Source organism: Rhizobium sp. BK376 (assembly GCF_004341625.1).
Taxonomy (GTDB): domain Bacteria; phylum Pseudomonadota; class Alphaproteobacteria; order Rhizobiales; family Rhizobiaceae; genus Rhizobium.
On record NZ_SLZG01000021.1, the window covers coordinates 61,237 to 76,520 of the forward strand.

The following is a 15,284-nucleotide window of genomic DNA, read 5'->3' on the forward strand; positions in this document are numbered from 1 at the left end:
GCTACTGAAGGGAATCGAATGGAGGTTTTCGAGATGAGATTGTCATTGATTGCAGGTGTTCTTCTGCTCGGCGGAATGATTGCACCATCGGTAGAAGCGATGCCGCTTGTGGCCGAGCCCGCCGTCGCGCAAAAGGCGCCCGCGGCCATACAGGTGGACTATGCCTGCGGCAGGGGTTGGCACCTCAACCGGTGGGGCGAATGCCGCCGGAACGAATGGCGCGGCCCGCCTCCGGGTTACTGGGGTCACCGCCCGCCACCGCCGCCGCCTTACGACTGGCGTAGTGACTATCGGCCGCGCTACTGGCACCGCCCGCCGCCCGGCTGGTATTGATTGGCATGCCGGCAGCTGATCCTGCCGGCACTTAATTCTGGATATGCAAAAGCCGGGGCTGTCTCAGCCCCGGCTTTCTTGCTTTAAAAGATATGGCTACGGCTGCGCTTTTCCGCGGCTTCTCTCGGAATAGACGAGATAGGCTGCAAGCCCGGATGTCATCACTGCCAGGCAATACCAGGTGATGGCATAGACCAGGTGGCTGTTGGGAAAGACGATCTGTGTCAGCCCGCCGACGGGCAGACCGCCGGGATTTGCGGTCGAATCCGCATCGATGAAATAGGGCGCCACCGTGCCGAGCCCGCGCTTGGTAGCAATCGCATCGACATCGCGGGAATACCAACGATCCTGATCAGGCACATTAGAGCGCAAAAGCGTGCCCTTGGGCTCGTTCATCCGCAAGAGGCCGACAACGGTCACGGGACCCGAAGGCTCGCCGGCAGCACGCGTTTTCGGATCGCGTCGCTCGGTCGGCACGAAGCCGCGATTGATCATGGTGATCGTTCCGTCAGCCGCCCTGAGCGGCGTCATCACCCAATATCCGGGTCCAAGATCCGTTGACGCATAGACCTGTGCTTCGCTGTCGTTCAGGAACGTGCCCGTCAGCTCCACATGGCGATACTCGTATCCATCGGCATTGACCGATGCCCATTCGGCCGGCCCGGGCGCCGGCTGCGGTGCGGCATGCACGCGCTGATCGACGCGGGCGATCAGGTCGAGCTTCCAGTGCCGTCGCTGCACCTGCCAGGTTCCAAGCCCGATCAGCAGCGCGGTGAGGAGGAGGAGAAGAAAGACCCATATGCCGAGGACGAGCGGCGAACGGCGGGATGGGGAAGCGGGGGAGGGGATTTCAGTCAAGGCGCAAGACTCCATCGGAGGCGCATGTCCGGCGGCCTTGCGCGGCCGGAGAGGGCAGGCGGGCGGCCGCAAGGACCGCCCGCTGCAGGATCAGGGAAGGTTACGCATGACGTCCGGCGACATCGGCATCATGTTGTTGTTGAGGTGGTACATGACCCACATCGAACCGCTGAGCGCGATCACGACGATGACGATGGTGAAGATCATCGCCATCATGTTCCAGCCGCCTTCGGACTTGGAGTCGAGGTGCAGGAAGTAGATCATGTGAACGATGATCTGGATGCCTCCGAGTACCATGACCAGTACCGTCGTTACGACCGGATCGGAGAACACCTTGGCCATGACGAGCCAGAAGGGGATCGCCGTCAGGATGACCGACAGCACGAAGCCGATCATGTAGCTCTTGAACGTGCCGTGGCTGGCCTGGTGGCCGCCATGATCGTGTCCGTGGCCATGCCCGTGACCGTGGCCGTCGGAATGATGCGAAGTATGTGCGTTCGAGCTCATCCGATGACTCCCAGCAGATAGACGATGGAGAAGACGCCGATCCAGACGACGTCAAGGAAGTGCCAGAACATCGAAAGGCACATCAGGCGACGCTGGTTTTCCGGGATCAGGCCCTTCATTCCGACCTGAACCATCAGCGTGATCAGCCATATGATGCCGCAGGTGACGTGCAGGCCGTGCGTGCCGACCAGCGTGAAGAAGGCCGAGAGGAAGGCGCTACGCTGCGGGCCGGCGCCTTCCTGGATCAGGTGGTAGAACTCGTTGAGTTCGAGATAGATGAAGGCCGCGCCGAAGAGGCCGGTGACCGCCAGCCACAGCAGCGTGCCGCTCTTGTTGTCCTTCTGCATCATCAGCATGGCAAAGCCGTAAGTGATGGAGGAGAACAGCAGCATCGAGGTGTTGAGCGCCACGACCGGCAGCTCGAACAGGTCCTTCGGGGAAGGGCCCGCCGCATAGTTGCGTCCGAGCACGGCGTAGGTGGCGAAGAGGACTGCGAAGATCAGGCAGTCGCTCATGATGTAGATCCAGAAGCCCAACATAGTGCTGCCTTCGGGATGATGGTCCTCGGTCAGGTAGAAGGCCGGCTTTTCGCCGTCCGTCAGAGTTGTTTCTGCGTGCATCGTCATGTCTTACACCTGCCCTGCGAGGATTTTTGTGCGCTCGGCTTCGGTTTCGATGACTTCCTCCGCGGGGATGTAGAAGTCACGCTTGTAGTTGAACGTATGGCCGATCGCGATGACGATCATGGCGGCGAAGGTCAGTGCGGCGAGCCACCAGATGTACCAGATCATGGCGAAGCCGAAGCCGATGGACAGCACGCCGAGGATGACGCCGGTACCGGTGCTCTTCGGCATGTGGATCGGCCGGAAGCCGTCAGTCGGACGCACGTAGCCGCGCTTCTTCATGTCCCACCAGGAATCGTGGTCGTAGACGATCGGGGTGTGGGCGAAGTTGTATTCCGGCGGCGGCGAGGAGGTTGCCCATTCCAGCGTACGGCCACCCCAGGGGTCGCCGGTCCAGTCGCGCAGCTGTTCACGGTTCTTGATGCTGACGAAGATCTGGATGAGGAACGACAGGATGCCGATGCCGATCAGCACGGCGCCGAAGGCCGCGATGATGAACCAGATCTGCAGCGACGGATCGTCGAACGAGCTCATGCGGCGGGTCACGCCCATCAGGCCGAGGATGTAGAGTGGCATGAAGGCGAACCAGAAGCCGATCTGCCAGAACCAGAAGCTCATCTTGCCCCAGAACGGATCGAGCTTGAAGCCGAAGGCCTTCGGGAACCAGTAGTTGATGCCGGCGAACATGCCGAACACGACGCCGCCGATGATCACGTTATGGAAGTGCGCGATCAGGAACAGCGAGTTGTGCAGCACGAAGTCGGCCGGCGGGACGGCCAGCATCACGCCGGTCATGCCGCCGATGATGAAGGTTCCCATGAAGCCGACGGTCCACAGCATCGGCGGCTCGTAGCGGATACGGCCGTGATACATGGTGAAGAGCCAGTTGAAGATCTTGGCGCCCGTCGGGATCGAGATGATCATCGTCGTGATGCCGAAGAAGGAGTTGACGCTGGCGCCCGAACCCATCGTGAAGAAGTGGTGCAGCCAGACGAGGTAGGAAAGGATCATGATCACGCAGGTCGCGTAAACCATCGAGGCATAGCCGAACAGGCGCTTGCCGGCGAAGGTCGCGACGACTTCGGAGAACACGCCGAAGGCGGGCAGGATGAGGATGTAAACTTCCGGATGGCCCCAGATCCAGATGAGGTTGATGTACATCATCGGGTTGCCGCCGAGATCGTTCGTGAAGAAGTTCGTGCCGACATAGCGGTCGAGCGTGAGCAGAACGAGGGTTGCGGTCAGGATCGGGAAGGAAGCGACGATCAGGATGTTGGTGCAGAGCGCAGTCCAGGTGAAGACGGGCATCTTCATCATGGTCATGCCAGGCGCACGCATCTTGACGATCGTGGCGATCAGGTTGATGCCCGACAGCGTCGTACCGAGACCGGCGATCTGCAGGCCCCAGATGTAATAGTCGACGCCGACGCCCGGGCTAAAGGCCGCGTCCGACAGTGGCGGATAGGCAAGCCAGCCGGTACGGGCGAATTCACCGATGAACAGCGAGATCATGATGACGATCGCGCCGGCCGTGGTCATCCAGAACGAGAAGTTGTTCAGGAAGGGGAAGGAAACGTCGCGTGCGCCGATTTGCAGCGGCACGACGAAGTTCATCAGGCCCGTCACCAGCGGCATCGCCACGAAGAAGATCATGATGACGCCATGCGCCGTGAAGATCTGGTCGTAGTGGTGCGGCGGCAGGAAGCCGTCCGAGCCGTTGAAGGCGATTGCCTGCTGGGCGCGCATCAAGAGCGCGTCGGAGAAGCCGCGGATCAGCATGATGATCGCCAGAACGATATACATGATGCCGATCTTCTTGTGATCGACGCTGGTGAACCATTCCTTCCAGAGATAGCCCCAGAGACGGAAATAGGTGAGCAGCGCAAAGACCGCGATGCCGCCGACGGCGACGCCCGCGAAGGTCACTATGAGGATTGGCTCATGATAGGGGATCGAGTCGAGCGTCAGCCGACCGAATATGAGCTTTTGAAGATCAGGGTTCATTGTTCTGCCTGTTCGTTAAGACTGTTTTGACGCCAGGCGTCAGTTACCGTTGCTCGACTGCGCGGGCTTGGTGCCGGACATGTCCATTCCCTGCATGTCCATCCCGGACATGGAATGGTCGTCGCCGGTCGCCGCCTTGGGCGCGGTCTCGCTGCTGGCCGAAGTGTCCTTGCCGAAATATTCCGCCGCATTCGGCGCGCCGAACTGGTCGATCGGTGCCGACTCCTGCAGGAGGCGCTCACGATTCTGTTCGCCCTGCTCGCCGGGAACGCCGCCCTTCATGTCGATCATCATCATGTCGCTGGAGCACATCTTGCCCGGTGTCGCGCACATGTTGAGGATCTTGCTGAAGAGGCTGTTGTCGAAGGAGGCGAAAAATTGCGGCGGATTGCGCTCGCTAGGCTTGACGAGCTTCAGGTAGGCGTCGGTGTTGAGCGCCGTTCCCTCGGACTTGGCCTTCTGGACCCACTGGTCGAAATCGGCCTGGCTCAGGCCATGGAACTTGAAGCGCATGCCGGAGAAGCCGGGACCGCTATAGTTGGCCGAAAAGCCGTCGAACTCGCCGGGATTGTTGATGACCGCATGAAGCTGCGTCTCCATGCCCGGCATGGCATAGATCTGGCCTGCCAGTGCCGGAACGTAAAAGGAGTTCATGACCGAGGTCGCCGTGATGCGGAAGTTGATCGGCGCATTGACCGGCGCGGCAAGCTCGTTGACCGTGGCGATGCCGAGGTCGGGATAGAAGAACAGCCACTTCCAGTCCATCGCCACGACTTCGACGTTGAGCGGCTTCACCTTGGCCGAGATCGGCGTATTCGCATCGATCCGGTCGAGCGGACGATAGGGGTCGAGCTTGTGCGTGCTGATCCAGGTCACCGCGCCGAGCGCGATGATGATGACCAGTGGTGCCGACCAGATCACCACCTCAAGGCGGGTGGAATGATGCCAGTCCGGCTCATAGCGGGCCGCGGTGTTCGAATGCCTGTAGCGCCATGCGAACAGGAATATCAGGAACATCACCGGCACGATGATCAAGAGCATCAGAACGACGGAAATGAGGATGAGGTCGCGCTGCTGCGTCGCGATATCGCCCGAGGGCGCCATGACAACAAGGTTGCAGCCCCCCAGCATGAACATTAGCGAAAGAGCAGATAAGCTGCTGAAAATCTTCGAAAGTCTGGACACGTCCCAAAGCTCTTTTTGTTTCGACCGTACCGCGACTAAAGGACGGTGGTCATGAACGATATGAGGTGTTTCGTCGCACTGCAGCAAATCGGTTGCAATGCGGTAGTGGATACCTGTCGAACTACTCAGAAAATCCTGAAAAATCAGAAGGTTTTCCAGTCCAGCATTTATTTTTGGAAACCTAATATATCCGGGCGCGTCGAAATGACCACCGTCGGAAATGCGTTCTTTCGTCGATCTCTTCAGAAACTCATCAAATAGGCCCCGGTTGACCGCAATTTTGTGAACTATTTCCGCGCCCAACACTTGATAAGCTCGTAACTTCGTTCAACATCCTAATTGATGGCGAATTCGTGGAGGGGTTCGTCTCATGAGGAGGGTATTTCAATATGGCGAATTTTGCGCATGCAACCATGGAGCCGACGTCCTCGGGTCTCGAACGCGATGCCCGTCAAATCCATGCCGACAAGCCGGTGGATGCTGGCAATATTGCGATCGGTGTAGTCATCGGCCGCACGTCGGAGTTTTTTGATTTCTTCGTTTTCGGCATTGCGTCGGTTCTTGTCTTCCCGCGATTGTTCTTTCCTTTTGTCGATCCGCTGCAGGGAACGCTCTATTCCTTCTTGATCTTCGCGCTCGCCTTTGTCGCGAGACCGATCGGCTCGGTCATCTTCATGGCAATCGATCGGACCTATGGCCGTGGTGTCAAGCTGACCACCGCGCTGCTCCTCCTCGGCGGCTCCACCGTGTCGATGAGCTTCCTGCCTGGCTATAACGACCTCGGCAGCCTCGCCATCATTCTGCTTGCTGCCTTCCGTATCGGGCAGGGCCTGGCGCTTGCAGGCGCATGGGATGGTCTCGCCTCGCTTCTGGCGCTCAACGCGCCCCAGAACAAACGCGGCTGGTATGCAATGATCCCGCAGCTCGGCGCGCCGATCGGCTTTATGATCGCCAGCGCGCTCTTTGCCTACTTCGTTGTGAGCCTGAATTCACAGGACTTCCTCGAATGGGGCTGGCGCTATCCGTTCTTCTGCGCCTTCGCCGTTAACGTGGTTGCGCTTTTTGCCCGGCTGCGCATCGTCGCCTCCTCGGAATTCGGTGCCCTGCTCGACCGTCATGAGCTGGAGCCGACCCGGATCACGGATCTTCTGCGCACCCATGGCCGCGACGTTATAATCGGTGCCTTCGTGCCGCTGGCAACCTTCGCGCTCTTCCATCTCGTCACGGTCTTCCCGCTCAGCTGGGTCACGCTCTACACCTCGCAGTCGCCGAGCGTGTTCCTGCTGGTGGAGCTCGTCGGCGCAATCTGCTGCATTGTCACCATCATCTGTTCGGGCCTGCTCGCGGACCGGGTCGGTCGTCGCAACCAGCTCGGCATCTGCGCTGTCCTGATCGCGATCTTCAGCTTCATCGCGCCACTCCTGCTCGATGCGGGCGCCGCCGGCCGCTACTCCTTCGTCATCCTCGGCTATTCGCTGCTGGGCCTGTCCTTCGGTCAGGTCTCGGGCGCCGTTGCCGGGCGCTTCGGTCGGGAATACCGCTACAGCGGTTCGGCTGTGACATCGGATCTCTCCTGGCTGGTCGGTGCTGGTTTCGCGCCCTTTGTGGCGCTGACCCTGGCGAGCCAGTTCGGCATTCGCTATGTCGGCTTCTACCTGCTGTCCGGCGCGGTCTGCACGATCCTCGCGCTGATCTTCAACAAGCGGCTGGAAACGCTCGACAACTGAGGCTTCGGACATCCGAAAAAATCGAGGCTGCGGCGGGAAACTGCCGCAGCCTTTGCTTTCTTGACGTTTTCACGCAAGAAAACAGTGGTCAGGCATATCCATTTTCTCAAACATTTGTGATAGAAGCGCCAACCAGCAAACTTGAAAACTGCAATCAAGAAAAATATAGCCTGTGCAACCGTCATCCCCGGCGGACCAAAAAGCGGGAGAACACCGATGATCCTTTTCCTTGCGCGTTTAAACAGCGCGCTGCTTTTCACGGCCGCCGGCCTTGGTCTGGCCCTGATGGCAGGTGCTGCAAGCGCCCAGGATTCCGAGGGCATCGTGGTCTATAACGCCCAGCACGAGGCGCTGACGCAGGCCTGGGCGACCGGATTCACCAAGGAAACCGGCATCAAGGTCACGATCCGCAACGGCAGTGATATGCAGTTTGCCAACCAGATCGTCGAGGAGGGCCCCGCTTCCCCCGCAGACGTGTTCCTGACCGAAAATTCCCCGGGCATGGCGCTGGTGGATGCCGCGGGCCTCTTCGCACCCGTCGATGCCGATACGCTGGCGCAGGTGCCCGATACCTTCAAGGCGTCAGATGGCCATTGGATCGGCGTTGCGGCACGCTCCACCGTGTTCGTCTACGACAAGACGAAGCTGAAGGAATCCGATCTGCCGAAATCGCTTCTGGATCTCGCCGACCCCGCCTGGAAAGGCCGCTGGGGCGCTGCACCCGCAGGCGCCGATTTCCAGGCGATCGTCAGCGCGCTGCTGGAGCTGAAGGGCGAGGACGTCACCAAGTCCTGGCTGAAAGCGCTGAAGGAAAACGCCAACGCCTACAAGAACAACAATGTCACCCTGAAGGCCGTCAATGCCGGCGAGATCGAGGGCGGCATCATCTATCACTATTACTGGTTCGGCGATCAGGCAAAGACGGCCGAGAACAGCAACAACACCGCTTTGCACTACTTCAAGAACCAGGACCCGGGCGCTTTCGTCAGCCTTTCCGGCGGCGGTATCCTTGCTTCGAGCCAACATCAGAAGGAGGCGCAGGCCTTCCTGAAGTGGATCACCGGCAAGGGCGGCCAGGAGATTCTGCGCGACGGCGATTCCTATGAATATGCCGTTGGCAATGGCGTCCAGTCCAATCCCAAGCTGGTACCGCTTCCCGATCTCCAGGCACCCAGGATCGAACCCTCGAAGCTGAACAGCAAAGAAGTCACCGACCTGATGACGGATGCCGGGCTGATCTGACGCCTTGCGCAGCTGTTGCAAGCCCTGCTAGGGGGAGTTGCAACAGCGCTGAGCAATCGGAAACCAGCAATCGCCCTGAACCGGCGGTTGCCTTATTGTATTGAGAAAGAGGCAGCGGACATCTTGCTGCAGAAGAGCACATCCGTCGGCGCGCCCGGCTATCCCGTCGAGCGTCGGCCGTCATCGGTCGCAGCCGCGCCGCGTAGCCGCATGCCGCATGCGTCGGTCGTGATCTTCGCCTCCGTCGTCTCCCTGTTCAGCCTCGTGCCGCTCGGCTTCATCGTCTGGATCACCATCCAGACCGGCTGGCATCAGGTGATCGCCCTTGTCTTTCGTGGCCGCGTCGGCGAATTGCTGGTCAACACGGTCCTGCTCGAAGTCTGCACCATCCCGCTTTCGATCCTGCTTGCCGTCACCCTTGCATGGCTGACGGAGCGCACGGATATTCCGCATGCCCGGCTCTGGTCCTGGCTTGCCGTCGCGCCGCTTGCCGTTCCGGCCTTCGTGCATAGCTATGCCTGGGTCAGCCTCGTGCCCGGCATGCGCGGCCTCTGGAGCGGCGTCCTCGTCTCCGTTCTCGCCTACTATCCGTTCCTCTACCTGCCGGTTGCCGCAGCCCTTCGTCGGCTGGATCCGGCAATCGAGGATGCCGCGGCTTCGCTCGGGCTGAACCCCTGGCGCGTCTTCTTCCGCGCAGTCCTGCCGCAGCTTCGCCTTGCCATCTGCGGCGGCTCGCTGCTGATCGGCCTGCATCTCCTGTCGGAATACGGTCTCTTCGTGATGATCCGCTTCGACACCTTCGCGACCGCGATCGTCGATCAGTTCCAGTCGGCTTATAACAGCCCGGCTGCCAATATGCTCGGCGGCGTGCTCGTCCTCTCCTGCCTGCTGCTGCTTGGCCTCGAAACGCTGATCCGCGGCAACGAGCGCTACGCCCGCGTCGGCTCCGGCGCGGCCCGCCCGGCCGATCGCCGCCGGCTCGGCTGGATGGTGCTACCGGCTGTCGCGCTGCCGATCGCAACCGCAGTGCTCACCATTGGCGTCCCCTTCGTGACGCTCGCCCGCTGGCTTGTCATCGGTGGCCTCGGTATCTGGAATGCCGAGGTCAGCTCGACTTTCCTGCAGACGATTGGGCTTGCGATTGTGGGCGGCATACTGGCAACCGTTGCCGCAGCGCCGATGGCCTGGCTGTCCGTTCGCGCGCCTGGCCGCCTCCAGCGCGTGCTCGAGGCCTGCCATTACTACGTCGGCTCGCTGCCGGGCGTCGTCGTGGCGCTCGCTTTGGTGTCGATTACCGTCCGGCTGATCCTGCCGCTCTACCAGACCTTCGCGACGCTGCTGCTCGCCTATGTCCTGTTGTTCCTGCCGCGTGCCATGGTCGGCCTACGCGCCAGCATCGCCCAGGCGCCCGTCGAGCTCGAGCGCGCCGCCATGGCGCTCGGCCGCACGCCCGCTCAGGCGATGCGGCAGATCACCATGCGCCTTGCAGCACCCGGCGCCGCTGCCAGCGTCGCGCTCGTCGCCCTCGGCATTACCAATGAACTTACCGCGACACTGATGCTGTCGCCGAACGGAACCGAGACGCTGGCCACGAAATTCTGGTCGCTGACCAGCGAGATCGACTATGTCTCGGCTGCACCCTATGCCTTCATGATGGTAGTCCTGTCGCTGCCGCTCACCCTTCTTCTCTACATGCAATCCAAGCGGACATCAGGGCAATGACCTTTCTGGCGATCAGGGATATCAGCAAGAATTACGGCCATGTGTCTGCACTCGCCGGGATCGATCTCGAAGTGCCGGCCGGCAGCCGCACCGCGATCGTCGGCCCCTCGGGCTCCGGCAAGACGACCCTGCTGCGCATCATCGCTGGCTTTGAAACACCCGATACCGGCAAGCTGATCCTCGAAGGCGAGACGCTGGCGGATGGCCCGTCCATCGTGCCGGCCCACCGCCGTGGCATCGGCATCGTCTCGCAGGACGGCGCGCTTTTCCCGCATCTGAGCGTCTCCGAGAATATCGGCTTCGGCATAGAACGCGGCGCAACTGACCGCGATCAGCGTATCGGCGACCTCATCGACATGGTCGAACTCGACCGCGGCATGCTCAGCCGCCGCCCGCACGAGCTGTCGGGCGGTCAGCAGCAGCGCGTGGCGCTTGCCCGCGCGCTCGGGCGCAAGCCGCGTCTCATGCTGCTCGATGAGCCTTTTTCGGCGCTCGACACCGGCCTGCGCGAAAACATGCGCAAGGCGGTCGCCCGCGTGCTGCAGGCGGCAGGCATCACGGCAATACTGGTCACGCACGACCAAGCCGAGGCGCTGTCCTTTGCCGATCAGGTTGCCGTATTGCGCGAGGGAAGGCTGATCCAGGCGGGTACGCCGCAGGCGCTCTACCTGACGCCTCGTGATCGCGACACGGCGACGTTCCTCGGAGACGCGATCCTGCTGCCCGCGGAGCTGGGCGACGGATTTGCCGATTGCGCGCTCGGCCGCATCGCCGTCGACGCGGGCGGTCGCCGGGGCAATGCCGAGATCATGCTGCGGCCGGAACAGCTGTTCCTGACATCGACCGGATACGATGAAATCGACGCCGGCGGTTGCCACGGAACGGTGTCGGATGTCGAGTTTGGCGGCGCGCTCTGCACGATCACGCTGTTGCTCGCCAATGCGAATGGCGGCAATCCGCTATTGGTGCGCAGCTCCAGCGCAAGGCTTCCGGCGGTCGGCAGCAATGTGCGCGTGACCGTGCTCGGCAAGGCGCACGTCTTCGATATCGCCGGCAGCTAAGTTCTCCTCAGCGATACCGGTTGAATCCGTCGCCCTTTTGCGAAACAAGAGGTGGAGCGCAGTCCGCCAGATCGGTCGCGGCTGCCAGGAGGACGCGCATTCATGCCCATATCCCAGCGGATCATCGACGATCTCCCCTTCTTGACGGCATTGCGCCATAACCTCCACGCCCATCCCGAACTGGGATTCGAGGAGGAGCGGACTAGCGGCATCGTGGCCGGTTTGCTGGAGGAGTTGGGGATCGAGGTCCATCGCGGTCTCGGCAAGACAGGCGTTGTCGGCAAGCTGCAGATCGGCAACGGAACCCGTACCATCGGCCTTCGCGCCGATATGGATGCACTCGCCATGCCCGAGATGGCAAATCGGCCATACAAATCGATAGTGGCGGGCAAGATGCATGCCTGCGGCCATGACGGCCATACCACGATGCTGATCGGCGCCGCCCGGCATCTGGCCGCGACGCGCAATTTTTCCGGCACGGTGCATTTCATCTTCCAGCCGGCCGAGGAAGGACGAGGCGGCGCAAAGCGCATGGTCCAGGAAGGCCTGTTCGACCTCTTTCCCTGCGATGCCGTCTACGGCCTGCACAACATGCCGGGCCTCGACGTGGATGAAATGGCCGTCGTCGAGGGGCCGCAGCTTGCCTCGTCGGACAGCTGGCGCATCACCTTCCGCGGGACCGGGACGCATGGTGCCAAGCCCCATCTCGGCAAGGACCCGATCACGGCGGCCGCAACCTTTCTTTCCTCGCTGCAGACCATCGTCGGCCGCGTCGTCGATCCGCTGCAGCCGGCGGTCGTCAGCGCCTGCTCGCTGCGGGCCGGCGACCCCAAGGCTTTGAATGTCATCCCGGATACGGTCGATATCGGCGGTACCGCGCGAGCCTATACGCCGGCGGTGCGCGACCAGCTTGAAGAGGAAATCGGACGACTGGCTCATGGTACAGCAGCCATGTACGGCATTGCCGTCGACTACGCCTTCGAGCGCCGCATCCCGCCCGTCGTCAACGATCCGGATGCCACGGCCCGGGCGCTGAAGGCGGCGCAAACTGTTTTCGGCAGCAAGGTGCTCACCCGCTTCCCGCCCTCCACCGCCGGCGACGATTTCGCCTTCTTCGGCCAGCAGGCGCCCGGATGCTATGTCTGGCTCGGCAACGGCCCTGCCATCGCCGGCGCACTCCATCACAACACGTCCTACGACTTCAGCGACGACGCCATTGCGTCAGGCGTAGCCTTCTGGACGACCCTGGTCGAGCAGGAACTGGGTGAGTAAGGAGAATTCCCTTCTCCCCCGGGGAAGAAGAGACTCGCGCGGCGCCCTCACAGCACCAGCGTTTCCATCAACGTCCCTGCCACCACATCGGCAATGCCGCGGTCGGTCTGGTGCGGCCCGACATTGCAGGCGAGCGTGGCGCCGAAGCAGGCCTTGAAGACCAGATAGGGCGGCTGCCAGTCGACGATCTTTTCCATCGCCTTGCGAAGCCCGCGAAACGCCTCTGCGGTGTCGCTGAGATCGGCCTCGCTGACGAGACCTGACAGAGGCAGCGGCAGAATCGCCTCGATCTTCCCATCGAGCGCCACCGCCATGCCGCCGCCGGCAGCGATGACGGCGTTTGCGGCGACCGTCATGTCGCGGACATTGCCGCCGAACAGCGTGAGGTTATGGCTGTCGTGCGAAACGGTCGTGCAGAAGGCGCCGCGCCATTCGCCCCAGCCGGTTAGGAAACCGACCCGCGGCCGGCTGTCCGCCTTGCCGTGGCGGTGCACGACCGAGATCATTGTGCTGCCGGGCGGCGGAACGACGAAACCGTCGTTGACATCCGCTTCCACCTCGCCCCATTGGGTGAAACGCGGCCGGTCGATCGTTGCGACACGGACGCGCTTGCCTGATGCCGGCAACCGGAAATCCGCCTCAGACAGGAGAGACAGCTTGACCGAGCCATGAAGCGGGGTCGTATCGATCCGCGGCAGCGAGCTGAGGATTTGTCCATCCCGGGCCACGGACTTGCCATTGACGATGACGTGCCTGGCTTTGAAATCCGAGAGATTTTCGAAGAGAACGAGGTCGGCGCGACGGCCGGCGGCGACCAGTCCGAGATCGGCGCGGCCAAGCCGCATGGCGGCGTTCAGCGTCGCCGCCCGCAGCGCCCATTCCGGCTTCAGCCCGTCGCGGACAAGGCGACGGATGACATCGTCGAGACCGCCGTCGAAATGCAATTCGTCCGGAAAGACGTCGTCGGTGCAGAGCGTCACCGTCTGTGGCATGTGGCCCAGACCGTTGATGACTTCGACGAACTGTTGCAGCAGATGGTCGTGCGAGCCGCGCAGCTCGATCGTCAGGCCCGCCTGCAGCTTGGAAAGAAGATCGGCCCCCGATGTCAGCTCGTGATCGGAGGATACGCCGGCCGCCATGAAGGCATTGAGATCGGCTCCCTCCAATCCGCGTGCGTGGCCGCAGACGAGTTTGCCGGATTTGAGCCCCGCATTGACGATTGCGGTCATGCGCGGATCGCCGTCGATGACGCCGCGCATGTTCATGACCTCGGCGACCCCGCCAATATCCTTCCAGGAGAGCATGTCGGCCATGTCGCCCGCGTCGAAATCGGCGCCCGCCATTTCAAGGCCAGGGGCGGACGGGACGCAGGAGGGGGCAAGCGGAATGACGCGCAGGGGCAGCTGGCGTCTGGCTTCTATCGCCCACCGCACACCGTCAAGCCCATGTACATTGCCGAACTCATGCGGATCCCAGAGAATGGTGGTCACACCACGCGGCAGCACGGCTTCCGCATAGGCGGCCGGCGTCACCATCGAGCTTTCGATATGCATATGCGTGTCGATCAGGCCGGGCGTGATGAAACAACCCGATGCATCGATCACTTCAGCCGCATCCAAGCGCGTGCCTGCCGGGTGGACGCTTGATATCAGCGGCCCGACGATCCCGATGTCCGCCGGCCGGATCTGACCGGTCACCATATCGACAAGCTGTCCGCCGACAACAAGACGATCGAAGGGACGGCCGCCGCGGGCCGCCGCGACGGCGCCGGCGCGCAGGTCCGGATCGTTCAGGTCGGCAGGCTCGTGGGGGGACTGCTGGTTCATTGGCGTGCCTCATTGGCAAGCGCGCCGAGAATGATGACCCGAGCCATGTCGGCATCGATCTCTGACGCGAAATATGCATTGAAATTTCCATGCGAGGCGCGCGTCTCGACGACGGTACGCCCACGCGTATGCTGGCCCTGAAGCTCGACATCGATCCGGGCATGGCGGAAGGTGACGATCTCAGGCGCGATGAAGATGGCAGCGGCGGTCGGATCGTAGAGCGCCATTGCCGGCCGGCCGCGGCTGATGGCGATATTGATATAGCCGGCTAATAAATCTGCCAGCAATTCGGCATTCTTTCCAGATATCTGGCGCAGGCAGTCCGCATCTTCGGGCCTTGCCAGCACTTTCCTGCAGATATCGAGATCGACCATCTTCAGCGGCAATCCATGCGAAAGCACGATTGCCAGCGCATCCGGATCGGCAAAGGCGTTGAATTCGGCCGAGGCCGTATGGTTCCCGGATGTGACACCACCGCCCATCCACGTCAGGTCGGTGATGCGATCGGCAAGGTCGGGTCGGGCGAGCGCCAGTGCAGATATATTGGTGAGTGGCCCCAGCGCAAGGATGCGCCTCGGGCCTGTCCCTTCTTCGAGCCAGCGGCAGAGCGCCTCGAACGCGTTGCTGAGCGGCAGTTCGGGAGCGGCGGGCAAGCTCTTGCCTGTTGTCGACATGCCGCTATCGCCGAGAATGCGTTGCGCGGTCTCGAGCTTGCCGAGAACGGGAAGCGCCCGACCGGAATGGATCGGAAACGACCAGCTGAAGGCCGCGGCAGCACTCCCGGCGTTGGCGCGCACCTGCTCGAGCGGCGCATTGCCCATGACAAGCGAGACGCCGTCGATTTCAATGTTCGAGTGCGCGACCACGAGAATGGCTGCGATATCGTCGAACCCCATATCGGTATCGATCCAGACGCCCATGATC

At 61.9% G+C, this 15,284-nt stretch carries 13 protein-coding genes; 6 read left to right on the forward strand and 7 right to left on the reverse strand.

All coding sequences use genetic code 11. The features are described 5' to 3' along the window. Positions 1–33 precede the first annotated feature (33 nt). Entirely contained in the window at positions 34–333 is a 300-nt protein-coding gene (locus tag EV561_RS29655; protein ID WP_132527267.1) for a hypothetical protein, read from the forward strand. A 96-nt stretch (positions 334–429) separates the two neighbouring features. Here the strand turns inward: EV561_RS29655 and EV561_RS29660 are convergent, their stop codons facing one another. From EV561_RS29660 to cyoA, 5 genes are all read right to left on the reverse strand, one after another. After that, entirely contained in the window at positions 430–1,191 is a 762-nt protein-coding gene (locus tag EV561_RS29660) for an SURF1 family protein (RefSeq protein ID WP_281026229.1), read from the reverse strand. A 90-nt stretch (positions 1,192–1,281) separates the two neighbouring features. Next, positions 1,282–1,698, reverse strand: coding sequence for a cytochrome o ubiquinol oxidase subunit IV (gene cyoD, locus EV561_RS29665; protein WP_132527271.1), 417 nt, complete (start codon positions 1,696–1,698; stop codon positions 1,282–1,284). After that, complete coding sequence (gene cyoC, locus EV561_RS29670) at positions 1,695–2,324, reverse strand: cytochrome o ubiquinol oxidase subunit III (protein ID WP_132527273.1); 630 nt, start codon at positions 2,322–2,324, stop codon at positions 1,695–1,697. Before cyoC ends, cyoD begins: the two co-directional genes overlap by 4 nt. 3 nt (positions 2,325–2,327) lie before the next feature. Next, positions 2,328–4,325, reverse strand: a complete 1,998-nt coding sequence (gene cyoB / locus EV561_RS29675; RefSeq protein WP_132527275.1) for a cytochrome o ubiquinol oxidase subunit I — start codon at positions 4,323–4,325, stop codon at positions 2,328–2,330. 39 nt (positions 4,326–4,364) lie between these two features. Further along, entirely contained in the window at positions 4,365–5,510 is a 1,146-nt protein-coding gene (gene cyoA, locus EV561_RS29680) for a ubiquinol oxidase subunit II (RefSeq protein ID WP_132527277.1), read from the reverse strand. Between the two features lie 389 nt (positions 5,511–5,899). Here cyoA and EV561_RS29685 point away from each other — a divergent pair, with 389 nt between their 5' ends. From EV561_RS29685 to EV561_RS29705, 5 genes are all read left to right on the forward strand, one after another. Then, positions 5,900–7,237: an MFS transporter gene (locus EV561_RS29685; RefSeq protein WP_132527279.1), complete on the forward strand. Its 1,338-nt coding sequence runs from the start codon at positions 5,900–5,902 to the stop codon at positions 7,235–7,237. Positions 7,238–7,453: 216 nt separating this feature from the next. Further along, a complete protein-coding gene (locus tag EV561_RS29690) occupies positions 7,454–8,479 on the forward strand; it encodes an iron ABC transporter substrate-binding protein (protein ID WP_132527281.1) in 1,026 nt (341 codons plus the stop codon). A gap of 210 nt (positions 8,480–8,689) precedes the next feature. After that, positions 8,690–10,201: an iron ABC transporter permease gene (locus EV561_RS29695; RefSeq protein WP_132527310.1), complete on the forward strand. Its 1,512-nt coding sequence runs from the start codon at positions 8,690–8,692 to the stop codon at positions 10,199–10,201. Then, positions 10,198–11,262, forward strand: a complete 1,065-nt coding sequence (locus tag EV561_RS29700; RefSeq protein ID WP_132527283.1) for an ABC transporter ATP-binding protein — start codon at positions 10,198–10,200, stop codon at positions 11,260–11,262. The genes EV561_RS29695 and EV561_RS29700 overlap by 4 nt, the downstream gene beginning before the upstream one ends. Before the next feature lie 102 nt (positions 11,263–11,364). Then, positions 11,365–12,534: a M20 aminoacylase family protein gene (locus EV561_RS29705; RefSeq protein WP_132527285.1), complete on the forward strand. Its 1,170-nt coding sequence runs from the start codon at positions 11,365–11,367 to the stop codon at positions 12,532–12,534. Between the two features lie 47 nt (positions 12,535–12,581). Here the strand turns inward: EV561_RS29705 and EV561_RS29710 are convergent, their stop codons facing one another. Beyond that, the gene (locus EV561_RS29710; protein WP_132527288.1) at positions 12,582–14,360 is read right to left on the reverse strand and encodes an adenine deaminase; all 1,779 of its coding nucleotides are present in this window, start codon (positions 14,358–14,360) and stop codon (positions 12,582–12,584) included. Then, positions 14,357–15,280, reverse strand: coding sequence for a nucleoside hydrolase (locus EV561_RS29715; RefSeq protein WP_132527290.1), 924 nt, complete (start codon positions 15,278–15,280; stop codon positions 14,357–14,359). The genes EV561_RS29710 and EV561_RS29715 overlap by 4 nt, the downstream gene beginning before the upstream one ends. Positions 15,281–15,284: the final 4 nt, after the last annotated feature.

What these genes read in the sequence shown, in the direction of transcription:
- EV561_RS29715 (WP_132527290.1), bottom strand. Translation starts at nt 15,280, where the DNA reads ATGGGCGTCTGGATCGATACCGATATGGGGTTCGACGATATCGCAGCC.
- cyoB (WP_132527275.1), bottom strand. Translation starts at nt 4,325, where the DNA reads ATGAACCCTGATCTTCAAAAGCTCATATTCGGTCGGCTGACGCTCGAC.
- EV561_RS29705 (WP_132527285.1), top strand. Translation starts at nt 11,365, where the DNA reads ATGCCCATATCCCAGCGGATCATCGACGATCTCCCCTTCTTGACGGCA.
- cyoC (WP_132527273.1), bottom strand. Translation starts at nt 2,324, where the DNA reads ATGACGATGCACGCAGAAACAACTCTGACGGACGGCGAAAAGCCGGCC.
- EV561_RS29695 (WP_132527310.1), top strand. Translation starts at nt 8,690, where the DNA reads ATGCCGCATGCGTCGGTCGTGATCTTCGCCTCCGTCGTCTCCCTGTTC.
- EV561_RS29710 (WP_132527288.1), bottom strand. Translation starts at nt 14,360, where the DNA reads ATGAACCAGCAGTCCCCCCACGAGCCTGCCGACCTGAACGATCCGGAC.
- EV561_RS29685 (WP_132527279.1), top strand. Translation starts at nt 5,900, where the DNA reads ATGGCGAATTTTGCGCATGCAACCATGGAGCCGACGTCCTCGGGTCTC.
- EV561_RS29655 (WP_132527267.1), top strand. Translation starts at nt 34, where the DNA reads ATGAGATTGTCATTGATTGCAGGTGTTCTTCTGCTCGGCGGAATGATT.
- EV561_RS29700 (WP_132527283.1), top strand. Translation starts at nt 10,198, where the DNA reads ATGACCTTTCTGGCGATCAGGGATATCAGCAAGAATTACGGCCATGTG.
- cyoD (WP_132527271.1), bottom strand. Translation starts at nt 1,698, where the DNA reads ATGAGCTCGAACGCACATACTTCGCATCATTCCGACGGCCACGGTCAC.
- EV561_RS29690 (WP_132527281.1), top strand. Translation starts at nt 7,454, where the DNA reads ATGATCCTTTTCCTTGCGCGTTTAAACAGCGCGCTGCTTTTCACGGCC.